24 protein-coding genes and 1 pseudogene are annotated in these 25291 nt (G+C 65.3%); 15 read left to right on the top strand and 10 right to left on the bottom strand.

Features of this window, described 5'->3' with window-relative positions:
• The first annotated feature begins 212 nt into the window (after nt 1–212).
• The 7 genes from AAFG16_RS24655 to AAFG16_RS24625 all read left to right on the top strand — a co-directional run bounded on the left by AAFG16_RS24655 (nt 213) and on the right by AAFG16_RS24625 (nt 5673).
• Nucleotides 213–1346, top strand: coding sequence for an alpha-hydroxy acid oxidase (locus tag AAFG16_RS24655; RefSeq protein ID WP_342729506.1), 1134 nt, complete (start codon nt 213–215; stop codon nt 1344–1346).
• An 8-nt stretch (nt 1347–1354) separates the two neighbouring features.
• On the top strand, nt 1355–1984 hold the full coding sequence (locus AAFG16_RS24650; protein WP_283086754.1) for an HAD family phosphatase: 630 nt from the start codon (nt 1355–1357) through the stop codon (nt 1982–1984).
• Nucleotides 1985–2129: 145 nt separating this feature from the next.
• On the top strand, nt 2130–2324 hold the full coding sequence (locus AAFG16_RS24645) for a hypothetical protein (protein ID WP_283086753.1): 195 nt from the start codon (nt 2130–2132) through the stop codon (nt 2322–2324).
• Nucleotides 2325–2545: 221 nt separating this feature from the next.
• Entirely contained in the window at nt 2546–3757 is a 1212-nt protein-coding gene (gene glp / locus AAFG16_RS24640; RefSeq protein ID WP_342729500.1) for a gephyrin-like molybdotransferase Glp, read from the top strand.
• A gap of 176 nt (nt 3758–3933) precedes the next feature.
• Nucleotides 3934–4635 carry a transcriptional repressor LexA gene (gene lexA / locus AAFG16_RS24635; protein WP_027559402.1) on the top strand — a complete coding sequence of 234 codons (702 nt, stop codon included), beginning with the start codon at nt 3934–3936 and terminating at the stop codon, nt 4633–4635.
• Between the two features lie 196 nt (nt 4636–4831).
• Nucleotides 4832–5044 carry a hypothetical protein gene (locus tag AAFG16_RS24630; RefSeq protein WP_342729498.1) on the top strand — a complete coding sequence of 71 codons (213 nt, stop codon included), beginning with the start codon at nt 4832–4834 and terminating at the stop codon, nt 5042–5044.
• A 194-nt stretch (nt 5045–5238) separates the two neighbouring features.
• Entirely contained in the window at nt 5239–5673 is a 435-nt protein-coding gene (locus AAFG16_RS24625) for a hypothetical protein (RefSeq protein WP_342729496.1), read from the top strand.
• An 8-nt stretch (nt 5674–5681) separates the two neighbouring features.
• On the opposite strand, the gene AAFG16_RS24620 is transcribed toward AAFG16_RS24625, so the two are convergent.
• The 5 genes from AAFG16_RS24620 to AAFG16_RS24600 form a co-directional block, all read right to left on the bottom strand.
• Nucleotides 5682–7964, bottom strand: a complete 2283-nt coding sequence (locus AAFG16_RS24620) for a ComEC/Rec2 family competence protein (protein ID WP_342729494.1) — start codon at nt 7962–7964, stop codon at nt 5682–5684.
• A 96-nt stretch (nt 7965–8060) separates the two neighbouring features.
• Complete coding sequence (locus AAFG16_RS24615) at nt 8061–8294, bottom strand: DUF2171 domain-containing protein (protein WP_027559407.1); 234 nt, start codon at nt 8292–8294, stop codon at nt 8061–8063.
• A gap of 114 nt (nt 8295–8408) precedes the next feature.
• Nucleotides 8409–8795, bottom strand: a complete 387-nt coding sequence (locus AAFG16_RS24610; protein ID WP_342740836.1) for a nuclear transport factor 2 family protein — start codon at nt 8793–8795, stop codon at nt 8409–8411.
• A gap of 9 nt (nt 8796–8804) precedes the next feature.
• Nucleotides 8805–10481 carry a glutamine--tRNA ligase/YqeY domain fusion protein gene (locus tag AAFG16_RS24605; RefSeq protein ID WP_342740835.1) on the bottom strand — a complete coding sequence of 559 codons (1677 nt, stop codon included), beginning with the start codon at nt 10479–10481 and terminating at the stop codon, nt 8805–8807.
• Between the two features lie 79 nt (nt 10482–10560).
• Nucleotides 10561–11148: an NAD(P)H-dependent oxidoreductase gene (locus AAFG16_RS24600; protein WP_342740834.1), complete on the bottom strand. Its 588-nt coding sequence runs from the start codon at nt 11146–11148 to the stop codon at nt 10561–10563.
• A 67-nt stretch (nt 11149–11215) separates the two neighbouring features.
• Here AAFG16_RS24600 and gltX point away from each other — a divergent pair, with 67 nt between their 5' ends.
• From gltX to AAFG16_RS24560, 8 genes and pseudogenes are all read left to right on the top strand, one after another.
• Nucleotides 11216–12646 carry a glutamate--tRNA ligase gene (gene gltX, locus AAFG16_RS24595; protein WP_342740833.1) on the top strand — a complete coding sequence of 477 codons (1431 nt, stop codon included), beginning with the start codon at nt 11216–11218 and terminating at the stop codon, nt 12644–12646.
• Between the two features lie 157 nt (nt 12647–12803).
• Nucleotides 12804–14108, top strand: coding sequence for a citrate synthase (gene gltA / locus AAFG16_RS24590; RefSeq protein ID WP_283086744.1), 1305 nt, complete (start codon nt 12804–12806; stop codon nt 14106–14108).
• A 255-nt stretch (nt 14109–14363) separates the two neighbouring features.
• The gene (locus tag AAFG16_RS24585; protein WP_342740961.1) at nt 14364–15542 is read left to right on the top strand and encodes an ROK family transcriptional regulator; all 1179 of its coding nucleotides are present in this window, start codon (nt 14364–14366) and stop codon (nt 15540–15542) included.
• A gap of 59 nt (nt 15543–15601) precedes the next feature.
• On the top strand, nt 15602–16888 hold the full coding sequence (locus tag AAFG16_RS24580) for an ABC transporter substrate-binding protein (RefSeq protein ID WP_342740832.1): 1287 nt from the start codon (nt 15602–15604) through the stop codon (nt 16886–16888).
• The gene (locus tag AAFG16_RS24575) at nt 16885–17814 is read left to right on the top strand and encodes a sugar ABC transporter permease (RefSeq protein WP_342740831.1); all 930 of its coding nucleotides are present in this window, start codon (nt 16885–16887) and stop codon (nt 17812–17814) included. The genes AAFG16_RS24580 and AAFG16_RS24575 overlap by 4 nt, the downstream gene beginning before the upstream one ends.
• Nucleotides 17807–18664, top strand: coding sequence for a carbohydrate ABC transporter permease (locus tag AAFG16_RS24570; protein WP_283086740.1), 858 nt, complete (start codon nt 17807–17809; stop codon nt 18662–18664). The genes AAFG16_RS24575 and AAFG16_RS24570 overlap by 8 nt, the downstream gene beginning before the upstream one ends.
• Nucleotides 18665–18674: 10 nt before the next feature.
• Nucleotides 18675–19783 (top strand): annotated as a pseudogene (gene ugpC / locus AAFG16_RS24565) (sn-glycerol-3-phosphate ABC transporter ATP-binding protein UgpC).
• Entirely contained in the window at nt 19780–20550 is a 771-nt protein-coding gene (locus tag AAFG16_RS24560; RefSeq protein ID WP_342740830.1) for an SDR family oxidoreductase, read from the top strand. Before ugpC ends, AAFG16_RS24560 begins: the two are co-directional and overlap by 4 nt.
• Before the next feature lie 134 nt (nt 20551–20684).
• Here AAFG16_RS24560 and lpxB read toward each other — a convergent pair whose 3' ends face one another.
• From lpxB to lpxD, 5 genes are all read right to left on the bottom strand, one after another.
• Nucleotides 20685–21863, bottom strand: coding sequence for a lipid-A-disaccharide synthase (lpxB, locus tag AAFG16_RS24555; protein ID WP_283086737.1), 1179 nt, complete (start codon nt 21861–21863; stop codon nt 20685–20687).
• Nucleotides 21860–22717: a UDP-2,3-diacylglucosamine diphosphatase LpxI gene (lpxI, locus tag AAFG16_RS24550; protein ID WP_283086959.1), complete on the bottom strand. Its 858-nt coding sequence runs from the start codon at nt 22715–22717 to the stop codon at nt 21860–21862. Before lpxI ends, lpxB begins: the two co-directional genes overlap by 4 nt.
• Nucleotides 22718–22736: 19 nt before the next feature.
• Nucleotides 22737–23528, bottom strand: a complete 792-nt coding sequence (gene lpxA, locus AAFG16_RS24545) for an acyl-ACP--UDP-N-acetylglucosamine O-acyltransferase (protein WP_342740829.1) — start codon at nt 23526–23528, stop codon at nt 22737–22739.
• Nucleotides 23529–23717: 189 nt separating this feature from the next.
• Nucleotides 23718–24179 (bottom strand): 3-hydroxyacyl-ACP dehydratase FabZ, encoded by a 462-nt coding sequence (fabZ, locus tag AAFG16_RS24540; RefSeq protein ID WP_283086735.1) that lies wholly within the window; start codon nt 24177–24179, stop codon nt 23718–23720.
• Entirely contained in the window at nt 24176–25243 is a 1068-nt protein-coding gene (gene lpxD / locus AAFG16_RS24535; RefSeq protein ID WP_342740828.1) for a UDP-3-O-(3-hydroxymyristoyl)glucosamine N-acyltransferase, read from the bottom strand. Before lpxD ends, fabZ begins: the two co-directional genes overlap by 4 nt.
• Nucleotides 25244–25291 lie beyond the last annotated feature (48 nt).

Genomic DNA, 25291 nt, shown 5'->3' with positions numbered 1-25291 from the left:
TTTCTTGATGGCCGGGCTGCCACGCCAGCGGGTACACGGTAAAAATCCCTTCGCCCTGAGCTAAACTTTTGGCAACGTTCCGAAATGGTTTCACGCAAAGCGGAATCGGTTGGCCAGGCCATGCCTCGCAGCTATGCGATCTTAGGATGGTTTTGCAGGTCCGGACGGGCTAAGGCGATGAGACAAGGCTTCAAATTCTCGGGAGGATAACAATGAATGAAGCACCCCGCATCCGGCCGGAACGGAACGTCGAGCTCGGCGCCAGCAACGAGCCGTTCCAGAATCTGCACGAATTCGTCCGGAAGGCGCGTGCCAACCTCAACCAGAATGCCTGGGACTACATCGTCGGCGCCGCCGAGACGGAGACCACGATGCGCCGCAACCGCATGGCGCTGGACGAGATCGCCTTCCGCCCGCGTGTGCTGCGTGACGTCCGCAAGGTGGACGGCTCGGTCGAGCAGTTCGGTCGCAGGATGCGCCTGCCGGTGGTTCTGGCCCCCGTCGGCGCGCTCGAAATCTTCGACCCCGACGGTGCGGCAAGCGTTGCACGCGCGGCCGGCACCTTCGGTGCGGCGCATATGCTGAGCTCGGTGTCGGAGCCCGGCCTCGAGAAGACCGCCGAGGCCGCCCCCGATGCGCTGCGCCTCTACCAGCTCTATGTCCGCGGTGACGACGCCTTCGTCGCCGATGTCGTCGGCCGCGCCGAGAAGAGCGCCTATGCCGCGTTCTGCCTGACCGTCGACACCGCCCATTACAGCCGTCGCGAACGTGACATCGCCAAGCGCTATGTTCGCGAAAGCCGCCTGCGCGCCACCGGCGGCGATTTCCAGAAGGGGCTGGAGTGGCGGACCGTGAAGATGATCAAGGACAGGTTCAAGATACCGCTGATCCTGAAGGGCATCGCCACCGCCGAGGATGCGCTGATCGCGCTCGACCATGGCGTCGAGTGGATCTACGTCTCCAACCATGGCGGGCGCCAGCTCGATCATGGCCGTGGCGCCATGCATGTGCTCCCTGAGATCGTCGATGCCGTGAAGGGCCGCGCCAAGATCATGGTCGACGGCGGCTTCTGCCGCGGCACCGACATCGTCAAGGCGATCGCGGCGGGCGCGGACATGGTCGGCATCGGCCGGCTGCAATGCTGGGCGCTGGCGGCGGCCGGCGAGGCCGGCGTCACGCGCATGCTGGAACTGCTGGAGGACGAGGTGCTGCGCTGCCTCGGCCTGCTGGGCGCCACCTCCTTCGCCGAGGTCAACAAATCCTGCCTGCATCCGGCGACCGCGACCAATGCGCCAAGCGTGTTCAGCGCATTCCCGCTGTTCGACCACGACCCGTACCGATACTGAGGATAAGGATGCAGGTGACCTCGCTCTCTCCCGGCAGCGCCGATGCGCTTTTGTTCGATCTCGGGCGCGTGGTGCTCGACATCGATTTCTCCAAGGCGATCGATTGCTGGGCGGGGCACGCCGGCTGCAAGCCCGAAGCCATCGTCGCGCGCTATGTGCGCGACGAGGCCTACCGGCTGCACGAGGTCGGCAAGATCACCGACGAGGACTATTTCGCCTCGCTGCGCAACTCACTCGGGATCGGCATTTCCGACGCCCAGTTCCTGGAAGGCTGGAACGCGATCTTCGCCGGCGAGATGCCTGACATAGCCGAGTTGCTGCCGCGCGCGGCGAGGCAAATGCCGCTCTACGCCTTCTCCAACACCAACCGGCCGCATGTGGACTATTTCTCGAAGGAATACGCCGATCTGCTCGGCCATTTCCGCGAGGTCTACCTGTCCTCCAGCATCGGCCTGCGCAAACCCGATGCGGAAGCTTTCGACCATGTCGTCGCCGCTATCGGCGTGCCAGCCAACCGGATCGTATTTTTCGACGATCTTGCCGAGAACATCGAGGGAGCCCGCGCCCGCGGCCTGACCGCGGTGCATGTGACCTCGCCAACCGCCGTCGGGAACGCCTTGAAGGCGCTCGGGGTTTAACGTCCGGTGCCCAGGGGGCCTGGAACTAATCTGACGCAAAATGAGGAACCAAATCACTTTGTGCAATTTTGTACAGAGTTCCCGGAACGAATACGGGCTTCCGGACTCATAAGTCCGTTGGGAATTCTACATCGGGCTTATCGTCGTGTTGGGCAAAACCTACCTCACCAAGCAGGCCTCGCTGCTGATGAAATACGCCAGAACCACCTCGGATTCTGAGCTCTCCGCCAAGCTGATCAGCAAGGCCGCCGACCTGAAATCGCAGGCCGATCCGCTGCCCGACAAGGATCAGAGTCCCAAAGCGCCGGACGTCAGTCCGGACGAGCCGCCGGGGAGTTGACCGATGCTGGCCGTGGCTCTCGTCCTTCTCATCCTCGCCATGGCCATCCTCGTACCGGTCTGTCTGGCCTTCTGGATCATGCCGCGGCGGATTTGACGTCTGTCCTTCACTGCAGAGCGGATGAATCCTCCTGCGTGAGCGCCTTTTTGCCTCAGCGCCTGCACTCGGCTAGAACTCTCGCCGCCGATTTGCCCGAACGGACGCAGCTGGAGTTCTCACCCGTGGCCCTGATGCCGGTTTCTGACGCGCTTGCCGCGGTGCTTGCCGGCGCAGAGCCGCTGCCTGAAGAAACGGTCGCGCTCGACCAAGCCTTCCACCGCGTGCTCGCCCGCGACGTCGCGGCGCGGCGCACGCAGCCGCCGCAGGCGATGTCGGCGATGGATGGCTATGCGGTGCGTGCGGCCGATGCCGCGACAATCGATTCCCAGCTCACCGTGATCGGCGAGGTCGCGGCGGGCCGGCCGTTTGCGGGATCGGTCGGCGCCGGCGAAGCCGTGCGGATCTTCACCGGCGGCGTCGTTCCCGACGGGGCCGACGCAGTCGTGATCCAGGAGGACACAGTTGCGGATGGGAGGCGCATCACGATCAAGGAAACGGCCGTGACGGGGCGACACATCCGCCCGGCCGGCGTCGATTTCCGCGCGGGCGACGTGCTGCTGCGCAAGGGTATCCGGCTGACCGAGCGCGACCTCGCGCTCGCCGCCGGCATGAATCACCCGCTTCTGCCCGTCCGCCGCCGCCCGAAAGTCGCGATTCTCGCCACCGGCGACGAGCTGGTGATGCCGGGCACCACGCCTGGCCCCGGCCAGATCGTCTATTCCAACGGCTACGCCCTGCACGCGCTCGCCCGCAGTGAGGGCGCCGATACCGTCGATCTCGGTGTTGCCGCCGATACCCTGGACGCCACCACCGCGGGCATCCGCCGCGCCCGCGAGAGCGGCGCCGACATCCTGATCACCACCGGCGGCGCCTCGGTCGGCGACCACGATCTGGTCCAGCAGGCGCTGAAGGCCGAGGGCATCGCGATGACGTTCTGGAAGATCGCAATGCGGCCCGGCAAGCCGATGATGCATGGACACCTGGCGGCGATGCGCGTGATCGGCCTGCCCGGCAATCCCGTGTCATCCTATGTGTGTGCCTTCCTGTTCATGGTGCCGCTGATTCGCGCGCTGTCGGGCCGTTCCGCGATTCACCATCGCCGCGAGCGCGCGGTGCTCGGCCGCGATGTCGGCGCCAACGACCAGCGCGAGGATTATCTGCGCGCGCGCCTGGAAACGCGCGACGACGGCACGCTGATCGCCCTTCCCGTCAATCACCAGGATTCCTCGCTGCTTGCGAATCTCGCTGCGGCACAGGCACTTCTCGTGCGCGCGCCGTTCGCGCCGAAGGCCGAAGCCGGCACACCTTGCGAGGTGCTGCGCCTGCCGGTCTGAACGCGCAGGCCACACGCGTGGCGCGAACTTTGTCGCGTTCACGGTAAATTAAGCAGTTGCGGAACATGTATCGAACATATAGTGTCCGTTCATGATTTGTTTCGAGCATGCAGCGGCTTATCGCTGAATTCATCGTCTCGGAATCGAACGACATCAACCGGGGGATTTTGGTCGAGATGTTAACGCGCAAACAGTACGAGCTCCTGCGGTTCATCAGCGAGCGACTGAAGGAAAGCGGCGTGCCGCCATCCTTCGACGAGATGAAGGACGCGCTCGACCTGCGCTCGAAATCAGGCATCCATCGCCTGATCACCGCGCTCGAGGAGCGCGGCTTCATCCGCCGCCTGCCCAACCGCGCCCGCGCCATCGAGGTGATCAAGCTGCCTGAGCTGCAGGCCGCCGCCGGCAATCGTCGCGGCTTCACGCCGAGCGTCATCGAGGGCAACCTCGGCAAGGTCCGCACGACCTCCAGCCCGCCCGCGGACGAGGGCGAGCGTCCCGTCGCGGTGCCCGTGATGGGCCGTATCGCGGCCGGCACGCCGATCGAGGCGTTGCAGACCCGCAGCCACACCATTAGCGTCCCGCCCGACATGCTCGGCTCTGGCGAGCACTACGCGCTCGAAGTGCGCGGCGATTCCATGGTGGAAGCCGGCATACTCGACGGCGACATGGCGCTGATCCAGCGCAACGAGAGCGCCGACACCGGCGACATCGTGGTGGCGCTGATCGACGACGAGGAAGCGACCTTGAAGCGCTTCCGCCGCCGCGGCGCCTCGATCGCGCTCGAGCCCGCCAATGCGGCCTATGAGGTACGCATCCTGCCGCCGAACCGGGTCAAGATTCAGGGCAAGCTGATCGGGCTTTATCGGAAGTACTGATACCGGAAGTACTGAGCGCGCTGTCCGCGCGCTTCGATCGGCATCGCCGACCAGAGATCGGAGCGGATGATTGTCCGCTCGCGCTGGATAGTCTTTCTGGTTTCGCGCAGATTATCCGGCCCCTCCCCCGGCGCTACATCCTCGCCACACCGCACGAAGCAGCACGGCTTCGGCTGCGAAGGTTCGAGGAGACCTCATGCGCAAGATCATCCTGAGCACAGTAGCCGCGGTGCTGGTCGCAGCATCAGCGTCGCAAGCCGTTGCCGCACCATCGCACCGCCATGTCCGCAAGGACGTGGCCAAGGAGACTGCAATGAGCGAGCAAGTCCGAAACGCGCGCAATGCGCTGACGCAAACGTCACAAGCGGTCTGGCCAAATTCCGGCTGGTCGGCTCCGGCTGGCCGCTGATACCCCCACCGAATGCACGAAAGCAGACTTTGTTCCCAGCGGATTCGGGAAAGATAATGTGATCGCACGCTGCGGCAGCGAGCCGCAGATTTGCCTACAACCGCGCAGACGCTATTATGCTTCCACTCTGATAGAGGCCTGCGCCTCGTAAGACAGAGGCACGGGTTGCTATCTCCGCATGAGGAGCACCCACGATGTGTGACTACAGCCTGCATGCCGTCGCATCGCGCCCTGCCGAGGTCGGCGAGACGATCGTGACGACAACGTTCCGCGGCACCTCGACGCGCGGCTTTGCCTCCGCGGCCGATCCGACCGTCGCGGTCTGCCTGCTGCCGGGAACGGAGCTCGCCTTCGCCGACAACGTCCGCTACGACAATCGCTGGATCTGGACGCGCACCGTCAATTCGCGCGTCGGCAAGTTCGGCAAGATCGATCCGCACATTCCCGATCGCCATCATGACGCGATCGAATTCCCCGACGGCAAATACGTGCTGGTGACACAGCTCGTCGAAGGCCAGCAGGCAACCGTGCTGCAACTGCCCGTGACCCAGCCGCTGAGCGAGCGCGAGCACAAGCCGCAGGTCGGTGTCGACAGCCGGCCGACAACGCCGCGTCTGCCGATCGGTTGAAATAGATCCTAGTCCTCCGCCGCAAGGTCGGCCTCCGACGGTGTTGCGTCCCGGACGCGCGGAGTTCCAGACGGTGGCAAGAGGGTCAGTTCGGAAACGCCCTCGCCGGCAGCAGCCGGCGACCAGGGGCGATTTGCGCCCCTCGCTTTCACCGCCAGCACCGCAAATCCCTCACCAGCTTGTGTCAGCGCCAGCGCGCCCTGCCTCGTCAGACGCTGCCGGTCGACCACCATCGCCGCGCAATCCGGCGGCGCGGGCCTTGCCGTCACCACCAATGCAGCGCGACTGCAATCATCCGCCAGCGCGTCGATCCGCAGGGACAGCGCCACCAGCCGCCCGTCGGCGAGCGGCGTGACGCAGCCGGCCTCGTCGCATGACACGCCGTCAGCCAGCGCGGCACTGCCGGCGTCACGCACATCGGCGTCGGCAGCCAACCATTCCTTGAGCAGAAAACCGTCCTTGCTGGCCCTGATCAGGTGCAGGTGCCCGTCCCGCCCCCGCACCGCGACGCTCTGGCCGTCCCCGGCAATTAAAATGTCCGGTTGGCGTGCCGACAGGCCCCAGAGGATCGCCGCCAGCAGCACCACGGCGCCGGACCAGCGCAGCGGCGTGCGCAACAGACCCATCACGATGACCCCGAGGCTCGCCGCAATCAGCGGGCCTATGCCGAAGGCGGGGATGCTGCCGACAGCGCCCGGCAGTCCCGCTACCCAGCGCGAGACCGCAATCATCCAGTCGATGCCGATCCCCATCAGCCACCAGAACACGGCGTCGAGCCCGAACGGTGCCGCAAGCAGGCCCAACAGCCCGGCCGGCATGACCAGCGCCGAGACCACCGGCATCGCGCCAAGATTGGCGAGCACGCCGAACGGCGTGACGCGGTGGAAGTGGAAGGCGGCGTAGGGCGTGGTCGCAAGCCCCGCGATCAGCGAGGCCAGGAACAGCATCGCGATCTCGCGCCCGCCCCACAGCGCGATGCGCGCGGTCGTGGAATGATCGGGCGAGGCAAACAGGTTCGGCATGCCGATCTGCACCAGCGCCACCAGCCCAAGCGTCGCCGCGAACGACATCTGGAAACTCGGATGCACCAGCGCCTCCGGCGCGACCGCAAGCACGATCAGCGCCGCCACGGCCAGCGTGCGGAAGGTGATGGCGCGGCGGTCGACCATCACCGCGATCAGCACCACCGCCGTCATGAAGAACGACCTTTGCGTCGCGACTTCCGCGCCCGACAGCAGCAGATAGAACGCCGCCGCAACCAATGCCGCGGCCGCCGACCACTTCTTGATGGCGAAACCGGCCGCAAGCGCCGGAATCAAGGCCAGCAGCGCGCGCACCGCGAAGAACACGACGCCGGCGACGACCGCCATGTGGTAGCCGGAGATCGACAGCACATGACCCAGCCCCGAGATGAACATTGCATCGTTGACGGGCGTCGTGATCGCATCGCGCCGACCAGTGAGCAGCGCCGTCGCGATGGCGCGATTGTCGCCCTCGAGCGTCGCACGGATGCGCGCGTCGATCGCATCGCGCAGGCCTTGCATGAACGCGGCATAGCGCAGCCGCAGGCCGCCGGCATCCGGCGGCACGGACGCGGTGATCGCGCCCATCACGAAACCGGAGGCGCCGATGCCCTGGAAGAACATGTCACGCGAGAAATCGTAGCTGCCGGGACGAACCGGCGAAATCGGCGGCAATAGCCGCGCCTTCAGCTGCACGAAGCTGCCGACCTCGGGCGCGGTCCCCTTGCGCACCGACAGGCGCACGCGCTCGAGCTTGACGTCGCTGCGCTGCGCCTCCATCGCGGTGACGCGAAGGACAAAACGGTCGGTGCGCTCGCGGATGTCGCGGGCCTCGACAAAGCCCGACAACGATACCGAATAGAGCGGTTTTGCCAGCACCGTGTGCGCGATACGCGCCGTCTTCCAGGTCGCCATGGCCAAGCCGGCCGCGACCGCCGCGATCAGAAGCGCAGGCGCAAACCACCGGCTCCGCCGCAACAGGACCGCACCACACATGAGCGCGACCGCGGTGGCGGCAACGACCCACAGCACCGGCTCATGATCGGCCGCGAAGTACAGCGCGATGCCGCCGCCGAACGCGACAGGCACCCACGGCAACAGCCGCCCGGCGCCGGTTTCAGCGCGCGCCCATGCGCGGAGCGTCTCGACGGTCGCGGGCCAGAGGCCGGAGCCCACCGGCGCGAAGCCGCCGGCCGAGGCGGTTCGGCCCGTCGGCCAAGTTCCCGCGATCCCTTGCGAGACACGCTGCGGCCGGCCCGGCTCCGCCATTCCCTAGCACCCTGCGATACGCGACGGGTGCCAAGGCTACCGGAACGTGCAGGCGGACGAATAGCGGTACGGATCAGGAACGGACGGACGCCCGCCCTACTTTTCCTCTTCCATCGTCACGGCGACATCCGCTTTCGCCGACAGGCGGACCTTGTTGCCCTCGACGTCGGCAACGAGACCCTTGTCGATGAAGTGATGGTGCCCCTTGTGGCTGCCCTCGCCGCTGTCCTTCTTGGTCAGCTTGATGCGATTGCCCTCGACCCGGTCGACGGTGCCGATGTGGACGCCGTCGGCGCCGATGACTTCCATATGCTCTGCGATGTTCTGCATGGCGGATCCTTGGTTGGGATCCGTGTAAACGCGGCGAGCCTACGTTCGTTCAATCGTCATTCCGGGGCGCGACGAAGTCGCGAGCCCGGAATGACGAGACTGATGGAGCGTCCGCTAGATCAGCGGCACCTGCGACGAGGCGTGGTGATTGACGATCTTCCAGTCGCCATCCTCGCGCATGATGACCCAGCTCATCTTGACGATGAGATCGTCCCGTTCGCCCGCGAGGTCGAACGTGATGGTTGCCGCCACGTTGATCAGGTCAGGGCCGGCCTGCGCTGCGTTCACCTCGGAAAAGGCCGCAGATGGCTTACGCCAGCGCGGCAGGCCGGCGAAGTAATCGGCAACGCCGTCCCTGCCCCGATAGAGTCGTGGATTCGAGCCGAAGAAGAACGCGTTCCTCGCATAGAGCGACGACAGCGCGCCGGCATCGAGCTTTGCGAAGCCGGCGCACCATTTCGCGATGATGGCGGAAACGATGGCGTCGGCCTCGCTGCTCATCTCAGATCCTCAGCCCTTGGCGACTTCCTTCGCGAACGTATCGCGCAGCCCGATGGTGCGCGAGAACACCGGCTTGCCGGGCGTCGAATCCTTGTCGCGCACGAAATAGCCCTGGCGCTCGAACTGCATCGGCTCCATCGAATTGCTTTCCGCAACGGAAGCCTCGACCCGCGCATCGGAGAGGATCTCCAGCGAGTTCGGATTGAGATCGGCCGCGAAGTTCGAGGCGTCGGGGCTCGGGTTGGCGAACAGCTGGTTGTAGATGCGGATTTCCGCCGGCTTCGACGCCGCCGCCGGCAGCCAGTGCATGGTCGCCTTGACCTTGCGGCCATCGGGCGCGTTGCCGCCCTTGGTCGCCGGGTCGTAGGTGCAGCGCAGCTCCACGACCTCGCCGGCGTCGTTCTTGATCACGCCGGTGCACTTGACGAAATAGGCATAGCGCAGCCGCACCTCGTTGCCCGGCGACAGGCGGAAGAACTTCTTTGGCGGGTTCTCCATGAAGTCGTCCTGCTCGATATAGAGCTCGCGGCCGAACGTGATCTTGCGCGTGCCGGCCGAGGGATCGTCAGGATGATTGATCGCCTCGAGCTCCTCGGTCTGCCCTTCCGGATAGTTCTCGATCACGACCTTGAGCGGCTTCAAGACCGCCATGCGGCGCTGCGCGGTGCGGTTCAGCTCCTCGCGGATGCAGAACTCGAGCATGCCGACGTCGACGACGCTGTTGGCCTTGGCAACGCCGATGCGCTTGACGAATTCGCGCAGCGCCGCCGGCGGCACGCCGCGGCGGCGCATGCCCGCCACGGTCGGCATGCGCGGATCGTCCCAGCCGGCGACATGACCGTCGCGGACGAGCTGGGTCAGCACGCGCTTGGACAGCAGCGTGTAGGTGATGTTGAGCCGGGCCATTTCGTACTGGTGCGGCTCGGAGGGCACCGGCAGCTTCTCGATGAACCAGTCGTAGAGCGGCCGATGGTCCTCGAACTCCAGCGTGCAGATCGAATGCGTGATGCCTTCAATCGCGTCCGACTGGCCGTGGGCATAGTCGTAGCTCGGATAGATGCTCCACTCGGTCCCGGTGCGCGGATGGTGCGCATGCAGGATGCGGTACAGCACGGGGTCGCGCAGGTTGATGTTGCCCGCGGCCATGTCGATCTTGGCCCGCAAAACGCGCGCACCGTTGGGGAATTCGCCCGCCTTCATGCGACGGAACAGGTCGAGATTCTCCTCGACCGAGCGGTCGCGGAACGGCGAGTTCTTGCCGGGCTCGGTCAGCGTGCCGCGCGACAGGCGGATCTCCTCCTGGGTCTGGTCGTCGACATAGGCGAGCCCGTCGCGGATCAGCTGTTCCGCCCATTCATAGAGGCGCTCGAAATAATCCGAGGCGAAGAACAGGTTCTTGCCCCAGTCGAAGCCGAGCCAGCGCACGTCGGCCTGGATGGAATCGATATATTCCTGCTCTTCCTTGACCGGATTGGTGTCGTCGAAGCGCAGGTGGCAGCGGCCCGGAAACTCCTGGGCGATGCCGAAATTGAGCGCGATCGACTTGGCGTGGCCGATATGCAGGTAGCCGTTCGGCTCCGGCGGGAACCGGGTCACGATCGCCTTGTACTTGCCCTGATCGAGGTCGGCCTGGATGATGTCACGAATGAAATCGCGCCCAACCTCAGCTGCCACCGGTTCTGTCATTACGAAAATCCTGTAGGGAAATCAGCGGTCCTTCTGCCAAATTCGTGCCGAAAGGCCAAGCCCCATACCAGCCCCCCGATCAAACTTCGGCGATCCTGGCACGCACGCGCTCGACGAAGGCAGCCCTGGATGCCGGCGTTGAGCGATCCATGTCGTAATGAGCCAAATAGAACGAGCGTACGTGAGGCCCGCACATCGGTTTCAGCGCCCGAAATAGCACCTTGCGGCCGGGGTCCTGCATGACGATCCGGGTCAGCCACCACGGCGAGCCGTAGCTCGTCACGACGCCAAACAGGCGGATATTGGTCAGCAGCGGCCTGATGCGCCCGCCTTCCAGATCGTGGGCAAATGCCGTTCCGGGTGCCCAGACCCTGTCGAAATAGCCCTTCAGCATGGCTGGCATCGAGAACCACCAATGTGGGAAGCAGAAGATGATGCCGTCGGCACGCTGCAAATGCCCGACGAGGCCTGCCACGGCCTCGGCGGCATAGGGGCTGTGGTAGTAGCTGCGCCGCTCCGCTCCGGTCATCGCCGGGGAAAAGTCCTCGCGGTAGAGGTCGGTCGCGATGACCTCATGCCGGCGCCTGAGCGTCTCCACAATTGTCTGGAACAACGCATGATTGTAGCTGTCCACAAGCGGGTGGCTATGAACGACCTGGATTAGCATTGGCAAAATCTCCCATCCCTATGATACACGGTCGCCCCACAGCTTTACCCTCCTTGCTCGCTATCGAATGACCACATCCCCAATCGTCACACGCTTCGCTCCCTCACCGACTGGCTTCCTCCACATCGGTGGCGCCCGCACCGCGCTGTTCAACTGGCTCTATGCGAAGAAGCACGGCGGCAAGATGCTGCTCCGGATCGAGGACACCGACCGGGAGCGCTCCACGGAGGCCGCGATCGGCGCGATCCTCGATGGCTTGAGGTGGCTCGAGCTCGGCTGGGATGGCGAGGTCATCTACCAGTTCAGCCGCGCCGCCCGTCACCGCGAGGTCGCCGAGCAGCTGCTCGCCGACGGCAAGGCCTACCGCTGCTACGCCACCGCCGAGGAGCTCACCGCCATGCGCGAGAAGGCGCGCAGCGAGGGTCGCACCCGCCTCTATGACGGCATGTGGCGCGACCGCGATCCGGCCACGGCTCCGTCCGACGTCAAGCCGACGATCCGGCTGCGCGCCCCGCAAACCGGCGAGACCGTGATCGAGGACCAGGTCCAGGGCCGCGTGGTCTGGCAGAATGAGAACCTCGACGACCTCGTCCTGCTGCGCGGCGATGGCAACCCGACCTACATGCTCGCGGTGGTGGTGGACGACCACGACATGGGCGTCACCCACGTAATCCGCGGCGATGACCATCTAATCAATGCCGCCCGCCAGAAGCAGATCTACGACGCGATGGGCTGGGCGCTGCCGAGCATGTCCCATATCCCGCTGATCCACGGGCCGGACGGCTCGAAGCTGTCCAAGCGCCACGGCGCGCTCGGCGTCGATGCCTACCGCGCGATGGGGTATCTCCCGGCCGCGCTCCGCAACTACCTCGTCCGCCTCGGCTGGAGCCATGGTGACCAGGAGATCTTCTCGACCGAGGAGATGATCGCCGCGTTCGACCTCGCCAACGTCGGCCGCGCCGCCGCCCGCTTCGATTTCGCCAAGCTGGAAAACCTCAACGGCCATTACATCCGGAACGCCGACGATCAATCACTCGTGAAGATGTTCGAGGACGTGCTCGACCACGTCGTGCCGGCCCGCGACGATATCAAGGCCAAGTTGAACGACACCACGCGCGCGCAGCTGCTCAAGGCCATGCCGGCGCTGAAGGAGCGCGCCAAGACGCTGATCGAGCTGATCGACGGCGCCTATTTCATCTTCGCCGACCGGCCGCTGCAGCTCGATCCCAAGGCGGCAGCCCTGCTGACGGACGAGAACCGCAAGCTGATCGGCCAGCTTCATTCCGCGCTGGAGAAAGTCGACGCTTGGAGCGGCGCCACCACCGAAGCCGCGCTGCGCGCTTTTGCCGAGGAAAAAAGTCTCAAGCTCGGCGCGGTCGCCCAACCGCTGCGTGCGGCGCTGACCGGCCGCACCACGTCGCCTGGTATATTTGAGGTTTTGGACGTGCTGGGACGCCAGGAGAGCCTTGGCCGGCTTAAGGATCAGTCCAAGGACTAGCCTAAGACGTAAGTAGGCCATGGCTGCCATGATCTTGCAGCGCACACAGCAATAATATACCCATCTCCCCCGTACCTTCTGGAATATCCGGCCTGCCCCACCATGTCATCGGGGCCTTCCGGGTCCGGCCCGTTTCACCATACATCGGGGACCTCTGATGGACGCAAAACCAAGCAATAAGACCGCCACGCTGACGGTCGGAAACAAGAATTACGATCTTCCGATTCACAGCGGCAGCGTCGGGCCTGATGTCATCGATATCGGCAAGCTCTACGGCCAGTCCGGCCTGTTCACCTACGATCCGGGCTTCACCTCGACCGCGAGCTGCCAGTCCAAGATCACCTATATCGACGGCGACGCGGGCGTCCTCGAATACCGCGGCTACCCGATCGAGCAGCTCGCCGAGAACGGCGACTTCCTCGAGACCTGCTATCTGCTGCTCTACGGGAATCTCCCGACCGCCGCGCAGAAGAAGGATTTCGACGACCGCGTGATCCATCACACGATGGTGCACGAGCAGATGGCCCGCTTCTTCCAGGGCTTCCGCCGCGACGCCCATCCGATGGCGGTGATGGTCGCCTCCGTCGGCGCGCTCGCCGCGTTCTACCACGATAGCACCGACATCAACGATCCGAAGCAGCGCATGATCGCTTCCATGCGCATGATCGCGAAGATCCCGACCCTGGCTGCGATGGCCTACAAGTACACGATCGGCCAGCCCTTCGTGTATCCGAAGAACTCGCTCAAGTTTGCCGAGAACTTCCTGCACATGTGCTTCGCCGTGCCGTGCGAGGAGTACAAGATCAACCCGGTGCTCGCTGACGCGCTGGACAAGATCTTCATCCTGCACGCCGACCACGAGCAGAACGCCTCGACCTCGACTGTGCGCATTGCCGGTTCGTCGGGCGCCAACCCGTTCGCCTGCATCGCCGCCGGCATCGCCTGCCTCTGGGGCCCGGCGCATGGCGGCGCCAACGAAGCCGCGCTCGCGATGCTCGCCGAGATCGGCACCGTGGACAAGATCCCCGAGTTCATCGCCAAGGTGAAGGACAAGAACTCCGAAGTCCGCCTGATGGGCTTCGGTCACCGCGTCTACAAGAACTACGATCCGCGCGCCAAGATCATGCAGAAGATGTGTCACGCCGTGCTCAAGGAGACCGGCCATGGCGACGATCCGATGCTGAAGGTGGCGATGGAGCTCGAGAAGATCGCGCTCAGCGACCAGTACTTCATCGACCGCAAGCTGTACCCGAACGTCGACTTCTATTCGGGCATCACGCTGAAGGCGATGGGCTTCCCGGTCTCGATGTTCACCGTGCTGTTCGCGGTCGCCCGCACCGTCGGCTGGATCAGCCAGTGGAGCGAGATGATCGAGGACCCGCAGCAGAAGATCGGCCGTCCGCGCCAGCTCTACACCGGCGTCACTCGCCGCGACTACGTCGCGATCAAGGATCGCAAGTAAGTCTTTGGCCGATACGGCTTTCGAAACGGCGCCATCGCAAGATGGCGCCGTTTTTGTTTGGCGCCCTTGTAGGGTGGGCAAAGCGAAGCGTGCCCACCACCTCTCCGTGGGCACGCTTCGCTTTGCCCACCCTACGAGACCGATCGCGTTCTTGCTGCCGCGCACAACAACAAGTCGAGGCAGCGCGCCGGCAAACGCTTGACGCCGAAACGGTCCGCGCGCAAATTCTTACACTAAGTAAGAATGACGACAGGGATGGAAATGCCGGAGCAGCCGAGAAGTCGGCGGCAGACGCGCGCTGCCATTTTGACTCACCTGCTTCAGTCTGGCGGCTCGTTCCGGCCGCCGCTGGCCAAGGCCGTGCGCCTGTCGGAAGCGAGCCTGTCGCGCATCCTGTTCGACCTGAAGGCCGAAGGCCTGATCGAGGAAGTGCGGCGCCCTGCCCCTTATGTCGGCGGCCCGACGGGTCTTGTCTCACTCGACAGCACCGTCGCGCTTGCAGCCCTTGAGCTGACCGGCCAGTGGCTCGGCGTCGGCGTCGGCGGCATGACCGGCGTCATGCACTACACCGAGCGTGTTCCGCTGCCGAAGAAGCCGACCGTCGAGAGCGTCGGCCGGGTGTTCCGCGAAGCGCTGACCTTGCTGCGCGACTGGACGCGCCGCCGCCGCATCACGCTCGCGCAGATCGGCATCACCATTCCGGGCCTCGGCCGCCTCAGCGTCGCGGGCAACCCGATCATTCCCTGCGACATCGAACGTATCAGCGGCATGCTCGGGGAGATGTTTGCGGACGTCCCGGTCGAGTTCACCAATTCGGTGGTGGCTCACGCCATTTTTCATCGCTGCCGCACCGAAGACTATCCGTTCAGCGGCGCGCATCTGTTCGTCTTCGTCGGCCAGGGCGTCGCGGGCGCCTGGATGGACGATCCGATCGAGGACGACGCGCTTCAGCCGGTCGAGCTCGGCCATATGGTGTTCGGGCCCGAGGGACCGCGTTGCCGCTGCGGCCATCATGGCTGTGTCGAGGCCTACACGTCGCTTCCGGCCCTCGCCGAGCTGCTTGGCATGACCGAAGCCGAATTGCTCCGGCTCGGCAGCGAATGGACGACCGCGATCCCGATCTCGTCGCGCGTACGGCAGGAGTTGCGCCGGCGGCTGTTCCGGCTCGGCCTTGCGATCGGCAACACGCTGAACGTGAAGCCATCCCGCGGCGTTATCGTCAGCGGCTGGCCGTCGCTCCTTGCGGAGACCGATCGCCAGGCGGTGATTGAAGGGGTCGACGCCAGCCTGCTCGGCGGCCGTCAGCATGCGCAAGCATCGCTCGCGTTCGTGCCGCCGTCGAATGGCAATGATCCACAGGCCGCGCTGGCCTTTGCGGCCTTCTGCCTCGCCTGCCGCGGCGGCATGCCGGCCGCATCGACGGAGGCCGCTTGACATAGCTGATGCCGCGCGGCTGTCCGCGCAAAGAAGTCCACACCCGGGAGGAACTTGCCATGCCGATCACGACAACAAGGCGCCGTCTGCTCGCTGGATCCGCGGCCGCGCTCGCACTGCCGGCCTTTGCCCGCGCGCAAGGCGCGGTCAAGCCGCGCCTCACCGCGATCTCGCAATGGTCCGCAGGCAGCGATGGCGCTGCGATCACCGCGCTCGGGAAGAAGTTCGAGGAAAAAGGCGGCGTCTGGCAGCACTCGCCGGTCCCCGGCTTCACCACCGAGATGATGAACAAGCTGCGCGCCCAGATCATCGCCGGCGATCCGCCGGCCTGCTCGCAGCTCAAGGGCCCGGAGATTGCGGCGTGGTCGAAGATTGCTCCGACCGTCGATCTCGACGCGCTCGTCGCTGCCGCCGGCTACGAGAAGGTCGTCGCTCCGGACCTTGCGAAACTGCACAAGCCGGCGGGCAAATGGATCGCGCTGCCGCTGCAGATCTACAGCACCAACATGCTGTTCCTCTCCAAGCGCGCGATGGACAAGGCCAAGGCCGACAAGATCCCGGTCACCTGGGCCGACTTCAACGATCTCGCCGAGAAGATGAAAGCGGGCGGCGTCGCATATCCCGTTGCCAACGGCGGCACCCGCCCCGATGATGGCCAGAAGTTCGAGGCCGCTTTGGCGGGCATCAGTCCCGCCGTCTATCGCACGGCGATCATGAACCTCGACGAGAAGGCCCTGAAGGGCCCCGAGATCAAGGCTGCGTTCGCGCAGGTCCGCAAGATCGCCGACTGGATGGACCCCAACGTCGGCGCCCAGCACTTTTCGACCAATCTAAAGCGCTTCGTCGACGGCGACATGGGCATGATGATCATGGGCGGTTGGGCGCAAGGCGTGCTGCGCAACGCCGGTTTCAAGTTCGAAGACTTCACGATCGCCCCGGGGCCGAGCGACAATGGCAAGCCGGTCTTCCTGTTGAATGCCGACGCGTTCATCTTCTGGCAGCGCAAGGAGCCCGACCTGCAGGCCGGCCAGACGCTGATGGCCCAGCTCGTCATGGATCCGGCGATCCAGACGATGTATTCGCAAATCACGGGATCTATCCCGGTGCGCACCGATGTCGATCTGTCCGGTGAAGGCTGGTCGGACGGTCAACGGCGAACCGCGGCAGCTCTGAAAGACGCGATCGCCAGCAATCAGGCCGTCCTCAGCCTTGCGCACAACATGGCGCAGGAAAACGGCATGACCGCAGCGATGATCGACGTGATCACGGAGTTCGTGAAGAACAAGACGATCAAGCCGGAGCAAGCGGCCACACGCCTCGCCGACGCCGTCGAGAGCGCACGTTGACCGACGCCGCATCGACAGCAATGCGACCGGGCCGGCCGGCGACCTCTGAAATGGTCCGCCGGCTGCCCGAATACCTGATGATCTGGGTGCCGCTGCTGCTGTCAGCGGCCCACCTCATTGCGTTTTCGCTGTGGACGATCTGGATCTCGTTCACACCTTCCACGCTGGTCCCGGTTTCGGGCTGGGTGGGTTTGCGCAACTATTCCGCGGTCGCGGCATCGCGGAACTGGCAGATCGCCCTCGACAATCTGCTGCTGTTCGGCAGCGCTTTCGTGCTGCTCAGTCTGGCGACTGGCCTCATCCTTGCCATCCTGCTCGATCAGCGCATTCGCGGCGAGAACGTGCTGCGCTCCATCTTTCTCTACCCCCTGGCGGTGTCGTTCGTGGTCACCGGCACGGTCTGGAGCTGGCTGCTCAATCCTGGCCTTGGAATCCAGAAGCTGGTCCACGACCTCGGCTGGACATCCTTCCGGTTCGACTGGCTGATCGACCGCGACATGGCGATCTGGACCATTGTCATCGCTGCGATCTGGCAATCCTCCGGCTTCGCCATGGCGCTCTTCCTCGCCGGCCTCCGCTCGGTCGATGCCGACCTGATCAAGGCCGCGCAGATCGACGGCGCCGGAGCTATCAGGATGTACCGGCGCGTCATCCTGCCGACGCTTTGGCCGATCACCATCACCGTCATCGTCATCCAGCTCCAGTTCGCGATTTCGACCTTCGACCTCGTCCGCGCGCTCACCAATGGCGGGCCCGGGATTGCGACCCAGCTGCCGGCGCTTGTCGTCTATGACCTGATGTTCCAGCGCAGCCTACTCGGACGGGGCGCGGCGGCGGCAGTCCTCATGCTGCTCATTCTTCTCGCGGTCTTGCTGCCTTACGCAGCGTGGCGCTATATCCAGCGGCGGCGGGCGATCCATGCGTGAGCGAACCTTCGCACCAAGCCGGATTCTGATCTATCTCATCGTGTCGCTGATCGCCGTCGCATGGCTCGCGCCATTGGCTGTCGTCGTGCTGAACTCACTCCGGTCCAACGAAGAGATCGCACAGGGTTCGATGATCGGCTGGCCGCAGCACCTGGCCTGGAGCAATTACGCCGCCGCCTGGAGCGGCTTCTGCGTCGCCGAGACCTGTGCCGGCATCCGGCCTTACATGCTGAACTCCGCGCTCGTGACCATCCCGGCGACGATCTTCTCGACCCTGCTCGGCGCGATTGCCGGTTACGCGGTCTCGCTCTGGCGCTTTCGCGGCGACAGCTGGATCTACGGTATCGTGACGCTCGGCATCTTCCTGCCGCAGCAGATGCGCTTGCTGCCCTGGACCATCGTGCTGCGCGATACGGGCCTGATGAATACGCTCACGGGCCTCGTCGTGATCCACACGATCCAGGGGCTCTCCTTCACCACCCTGTTCTGCCGAAACTACTACGTTGCCATTCCGCAGGAGTTGATCAGAGCCGCGCGCATCGATGGCGCGGGGTTCTTTCGCATTTTCTGGCGCATCATCCTGCCGCTCTCGCCGCCGATCCTGGTCGTCACCGTGATCTGGCAGTTCACGCATATCTGGAACGAGTTTCTCTATGGCGTGACATTCACGACCGGTCAGCAGCAGCCGGTCACCGCCGCGCTGATCGCGCTTTCCGCCGCGGTTGCCGACATCCCGCAGCATGGCGTGCAAAGCGCCGCGGTGATGATCGCCGCTCTGCCGACGCTGCTGATCTATCTGATCGGCGGCAAATACTTCGTACGCGGCCTCACCGCAGGCGCAGTGAAATGATGGATTTGTCATGACAGCACTGAGCATTCGCGCCCTGTCGAAGCGCTACGCCAATCTGGAGGTGCTGAAGGGCATCGACCTCGACATCGACAGCGGCGAGTTCACCGTGCTGGTCGGACCCTCCGGCTGCGGCAAGTCCACGCTGCTCAACATCGTCGCCGGGCTCGACCGGGCCAGCGCAGGCACCGTCGAAATCGGCGGGCGCGTCGTCAACGACGTCCTCCCAAGGACCGCGACATCGCCATGGTGTTCCAGTCCTACGCGCTCTATCCCTCGATGACGGTGCGTCAGAACATCACCTTCGGCATGGAATGCCGTCACGTCCCGAAGGCGGAGCAGGAGAAGGCGGTCGCGAATGTCGCAAAGCTGCTCCAGATCGAGCCGCTGCTCGGCCGCAAGCCGTCGCAGCTGTCGGGCGGCCAGCGCCAGCGCGTGGCGATGGGCCGGGCACTGGTGCGCGATCCCCTGCTCTTTCTGTTCGACGAGCCGCTCTCCAACCTCGATGCCAAACTGCGCGTGGAGATGCGGATGGAGATCAAGCGGCTACACCAGCGCATCGGCGCCACCATCATCTATGTCACGCACGACCAGATCGAGGCGATGACGATGGCGACGCGGATCGCCGTGATGCATCAGGGCAGCGTGCAGCAATTCGCCGACCCCGACACCGTCTACCGTTATCCCGCCAATCTGTTCGTCGCCCGCTTCATGGGCTCGCCGCCGATGAACACGATGCCGGCCCGACTCGAGGCCGATTCCGGCGGGCCGGTGGCCGTGATCGGCGCCGGACGGCCGGACGAAGTTCGTCTGCGCCTGAGGAGCTACGACACGGCGGCGCCCTATGTCGGCCGCGCCGTGGTGCTCGGCATCAGGCCGGAATGCATCGCCGAGGGCGACCGCGTGTTTTCCGCCGAGGCGCCCATTGTCGTCAATGCTCCGGTAGAGATGGTCGAGCCCACCGGGGCCGAGACCATCGTGCTGCTGCGGCTCGGCGGCGAGCCCGCGCAGGCGCGCATCTCCCCGGACGTCCGCCCATCACCGGGTGCCGTTGCCCCCTTCGCACTCGATACCCGCCGCATTTGCCTGTTCGACCCCGAGACGGAGCGACTGATCGCATGACAAAGACGAGCTATGCCTGCCTCGCGGACAGCGTGGTGCTGATCACCGGAGGCGCGAGCGGCATCGGCGCCGCCTTCGTGCGCGCCTTCGCCGCCCAGGGCGCCCGTGTCGCCTTCCTCGACATCGATGAAGCGGCCGGCGGAACGCTGGTCGCGGAGGTCGCGGCCGCGTCCGGCACGGCGCCGCTGTTCGTGCCCTGCGACCTCCTCGACATCGACGCCTTGCGCGCCGCAATGGCACAGGTCCGTCGCTCGCTCGGCGATGCCGCGGTCCTCGTCAACAACGCCGCCAACGACCAGCGCCAGGTGCTCGCGGACGTGACGCCCGCCGACTTCGACTGGACGATCGGCGTCAATCTCAAGCACGTCTTCTTTGCCGCACAGGCCGTAGTGCCGCAGATGCAGGCGCGTGGCGGCGGCTCGATCATCAACATGTCGTCGGTGGCCTGGATCCGCGGCGCGCCGGCGCTGCCGGTCTACGCCGGAGCGAAGGCCGCGATCGTCGGCTTCACCAATTCGCTGGCGCGGTCCGTTGGCCCCGACCGCATCCGCGTCAACGCGATCGCGCCGGGCATGGTGATCACCGAGCGCCAGCGCCGGCTATGGTATCCGGACGAGCAAGTCATCGCCGAGATTCGCCGCACCCGACAGGCGGTCCCTGACGCGGTGACGCCGGAGGACATCGCGAGCATGGCGCTGTTTCTCGCATCCGACGAGAGCCAGCGGATCACCAGCCAGTGTTTTCGGATCGATGGCGGCTTGGCTTAGCCCTGGTCCGGCCAGGCTGGCGCAACGTGCGCGGTACCGTAGGGTGGGCAAAGCGCAGCGTGCCCACCACCTTTCCGCAACCAAAAAAGAAGCGTGGGCACGCTTGCGCTTTGCCCACCCTACAAGACCGTCTCTTATCGCCGCCCCTTCCGCATCGTCGCCAGCACGATGTCGGCGGCGAGCACGCTCGGCGATTTGTTGCCGGTCGACATGATCTGATCGAGCCGCGCAAAGGCCTCGACCTGACGCTTGCGCAGCGGCGTATCGGTAAGAATCTCCATCAGCGCCGGCGCGAGCTTCTCCGGCGTGCACTCCTCCTGGAGATACTCCGGAATGACGTCCTCCCCGATCACGAGATTGGCGAGGATCACCGAGGAGACGCGGATGGCGCGGCGCAGGATGAAGGCCTCGATCGCGCCGACCCGATAGGCCGTCACCATCGGAATGCCCGACAGCGCGAGCTCCAGCGTTACCGTGCCCGACTTTGCCAGCGCCGCACGCGCCAGACGGAAGACTGCGCGCCTCTCGTTCTCGCCGACCACGATCCGCGGCTTGACCGGCCAGCTCGCGGTGCCCTCGCGCACGGTGGCTTCGAGATGCGGCATGGTCGGCAGCATCAATTCGAACGCAAGCCCTTCCGCCTGAAGCCGCCCGAGGGTTGCGCCAAACACCTCGAGATGATGCCGGATCTCGCTGCGGCGGCTGCCGGGCAGCACCAGCAGCACCGGCGGCTCGGCGTCGCGGCGGCGCTGCTCCTCGGCATTCGGGCGCAGCGAGGTCAATTGCTCGATCAGGGGATGGCCGACATAGCTGCAGGGCGGCCCGCCGAGCTTGCGGTATTCCTCCGGCTCGAACGGCAGCAGGCCGAGCACATGGTCGACATAGCCGAGCATGGTCCGCGCCCGGCCCGGACGCCAGGCCCAGACCGAGGGCGAGACGTAATCGACGACTGGGATCGCCGGATTCTTCGCGCGCACGCGGCGGGCGACGCGATGGGTGAAGTCGGGGCTGTCGATGATGACGAGCATATCGGGCGCGGCCTCGATCACGGCATCCGCGGTCTCGCGGATCAACCGCAGCATCTTCGGCAATTGCATTAGCGGCGCGATCAGGCCAACGATCGACAGCTCCTCGATCGGAAACAGCGTCTCCAGCCCCTCGCGCGCCATGGTGCGGCCGCCAACGCCCACGAACTGCACGCCGTCGCCGAGGCGTTGGCGCAGCACCTTCATCAGGGCGCTGCCGAGCCTGTCGCCGGATTCCTCCGTCGCGATCAGGAAGATCCTGCGTTTGGGATCGCGGCCCTGCATCACGCCGTCAGCCCGATGATGAAGAGATACTTCGCGTCGGCAAGCGCGATCATCGCCTGCGGCTCGGCGGCGATCGTGTTGCCGGCGATGACCGCGATGCCGCCAAGGCCGGCCTTGGCGACACCCTCGATCGTGCGCGGACCGATCGTCGGCAGGTCGAAGCGCAGATCCTGGCCGCTCTTCGGCGCCTTCACCAGCACGCCGCGGCCCGTGGCGGCGCGGATCCGCCCCTCCTCGCGCAGCCGCGCCACGCGCGCAAGCAGCGCGTCGGTGCCCTCGATGTCCTCGACCGCCACCACATGGCCGTCGATCACCACCGCGGCCTGACCAATGTCGAACGGACCGAGCGCGGTCAGCACCGCGCGGCCGCGCTCGATGTCGGCCTTGGCATTGTCGGCCGGCCACGTGCGGGTGATGCAACCCTCGGGCATCAGCAGATCGGGCGCGACATCCCTGATGCCGACCATGCGAAAGCCGTCCTGCTCGAGGATGCGGCCGACGCCGGACAATAGATGATCGTCCCCGCCGCGGAAGGCACGGATGACGTTGCCGAGCAGGCGCAACGTCTTGACGTCGAACCTGATCTCGGAGAGCGAGGGGCGCACCAAGGTGCCAATGAAGATCAGGTCGCGGCAGCCTTCCTCGCGGAACAACCGCATGGCGCGGCCGAGCTGGCCGACCGAAATCCAGCGATGGCGGAATTTCTCCACCCGCGCCGGATCGCAGGCCCCGCGCAGCGGAAACAGCACCGGCGTGATGCCGCGCGCGGCAAGCGAGTCGGCGACCGCGAAGGGCATGGCGCCGCCGCCGGCGACGATTCCGACCGGCGATGAAACCTCCGAAGCCGCCGATGTCATGCCCGCGGCCATGCCAGGATCACTTCGCGATGGCAGGAAGGCAGAGCGGGCGCTTGCCCTTGCCGATGAAGTCGAGGATTTCGGCGATGGCCGGATCTTCGCTCGCGAGTGGCCGCGCCGCCTCCAGCCGCGCGGCGAACGTGCCGGGCCCATGGAAGAGTTTTTGGTAGAACGCGCGCACGGCGGTAAGCCGCTGCTTGGTGAACTTGCGCCGCTTCATGCCGATCAGGTTGAGGCTCTCCAGCACCGCATACTGCCCGTTGACCAATCCGTACGGGATGATGTCGTCGCGAACGCCCGAGAGGCCGCCCACCATCACATAGGAGCCGATGCGGGTGAACTGATGCACCGCCGAGAGGCCGCCGATATAGACGGCGTCGCCGATCTCGCAGTGGCCGCCGAGCGTCGCCGAGGTCGCGAAGATCGCGTTGTTGCCGACGATGCAATCATGGCCGACATGGCTGTTGTTCATGAAATAGCCGTCGTTGCCGACGCGCGTCTTCCCGCCGCCCTTGACGGTGCCGACATTCATCGTCGCGCCTTCGCGGATGGTGTTGCCGGAGCCGATCACGAGCGTGGTCGGCTCGCCCTTGTAGCTGAGATCCTGCGGCGCGCCGCCCAGCACCGCGAACGGCGAGATCACGCAATTGTCGCCGACCGAGGTGTGGCCAATGACGGTGACCTGTCCGATCAGCTTGCAATTGGCGCCGATCACGGCATGCGGGCCGATGATGCAATAGGGCCCGATCTCGGTGCCCGCGCCGATCACGGCGCCGTCCGCGACGCGTGCGGTGGGATCAATCTTGCTCATCAGGCAATCTTACTCATCAAGAAGGTCTGCTTGTGTGTTGAAGTCGCTCGTTTTTCCGGTGGTTAGCGCGACCAGCCCCGATCTGTCCAGTGACGTATCATATGGGCGCGTTTCATCGCCGGTCGAGGCAGCCGCCTCGGCACGTGAACGACTTCATCCTCCGCATGAAGAAGCGCGCCGGAAGCGGCCTCAATCCGTCAGCATGGCGCCGACGTCGGCTTCGGCCACGACCTGGCCGTTGACCTTGGCGTCGCCGTGAAACCACCACATCGTCTTGCGGCGGCCGAGCGAGCGCATGTGATATTCGATGGTGTCGCCGGGCAACACCGGCTTGCGGAATTTGCACTTGTCGATGGTGAGGAAATACACCGCCCGCGGCTTCTCGGTGCCTTCGACCGACTTGATGCCGATCACGCCCGCGGTCTGCGCCATCGCCTCGATCATCATGACGCCAGGATAGACCGGACGCTCGGGAAAGTGCCCCTGGAACGCCGGCTCGTTGAACGTGACGTTCTTGATGCCGATGCCGCTGTAATCGGCGCGGATGTTGATGACGCGGTCGATCAGCAGCATTGGAAAACGGTGCGGCAACGTCTGGAGGATCGCGTTGATGTCCACCAGCTCGAACTTAACAGGTGATTCCTCCATCATTCCCGTCCCTCGTCCTTCGGATCGGCCTTGCTGTCGCGTACCAGGCGCTCCACCGCGATGATCTCCTTGAACCACTGTTTGGTCGGCTTGGCGAAATGCCCGCCCCAACGCCCGCCCGGTGGGATGTCGTCCTTGACGGCGCTCATGGCTGTCACCTGCGCCCCGTCGCCGATCTTGAGGTGGTTGTTGATGCCAACCTTCGCTCCCAGCGCCACGTTGTCGCCGATGGTCAGGCTGCCGGCGAGCCCGATCTGGGCTGCCAGCAGGCAGTGCCGGCCGATCGTCACATTGTGGCCGATCTGGACCTGATTGTCGATTTTGGTCCCCTCGCCGATGACCGTGTCCCGCAACGACCCGCGATCGATCGTGGTATTGGCGCCGACCTCGACATCGTTCTGGATCAGCACCCGACCGGTCTGCGGCACCTTCAGATGGCCTTCCGGGCCGAAGAAGATGAAGCCGTAGCCGTCCTGGCCGATCGAACAGCCGGGGTGGATCAGCACGTTGTTGCCGATCAGGGCGCACTGGATTGCGGTGCGGGCGCCGACATTGCAGTCCCGGCCGATCTTGACGCCGGGGCCGATCACGGCGCCGACGCCGACCACCGTGCCGCTGCCGATCTCCACGTCCGGGCCGATCACCGCCAGGGGATCGACGATCACGCCGTCCTCGAGTCGCGCCGTGGGGTCGATGATGGCGGAGGGCGCAATGCCGTCATTGCCGACCCAGGATTGCGGCCGTAGCGCGTCACCGTGCCATTCCCGTGCGATCCTGACGAAGGCGCGGAACGGCTGCGCCGCCCGCAGCACGGCCACATGTGCGGGCACCTGGGCTTCGAAACGCGGGCTGACGAGGCAGGCGCCGGCCTTGGTCGCCTTGAGCTGGTCGGCGTATTTGAGGTTGTCGAAGAACGCCAGATGCATCGGGCCGGCCTCGTCCAGCGAAGCGAGGCCCGTGATGATCTGGCCGCCCCTGCCGGGGTCGACAAGCTGCGCCTTGGTCAGCGTGGCAATATCAGCCAGCGCTGTGGCAAGCGGTTTCGTGAAGAAGGTCGGCTGCGCCATTCCACCCCGTCGCGGTCCGGCTTCGGCATGAAGCGGCCAGGCCGCATC

The organism is Bradyrhizobium sp. B117, assembly GCF_038969555.1.
Classification (GTDB): domain Bacteria; phylum Pseudomonadota; class Alphaproteobacteria; order Rhizobiales; family Xanthobacteraceae; genus Bradyrhizobium.
Note: the sequence above shows the minus strand (reverse complement) of the source record. Positions and strands in the feature narration are given on the sequence as shown.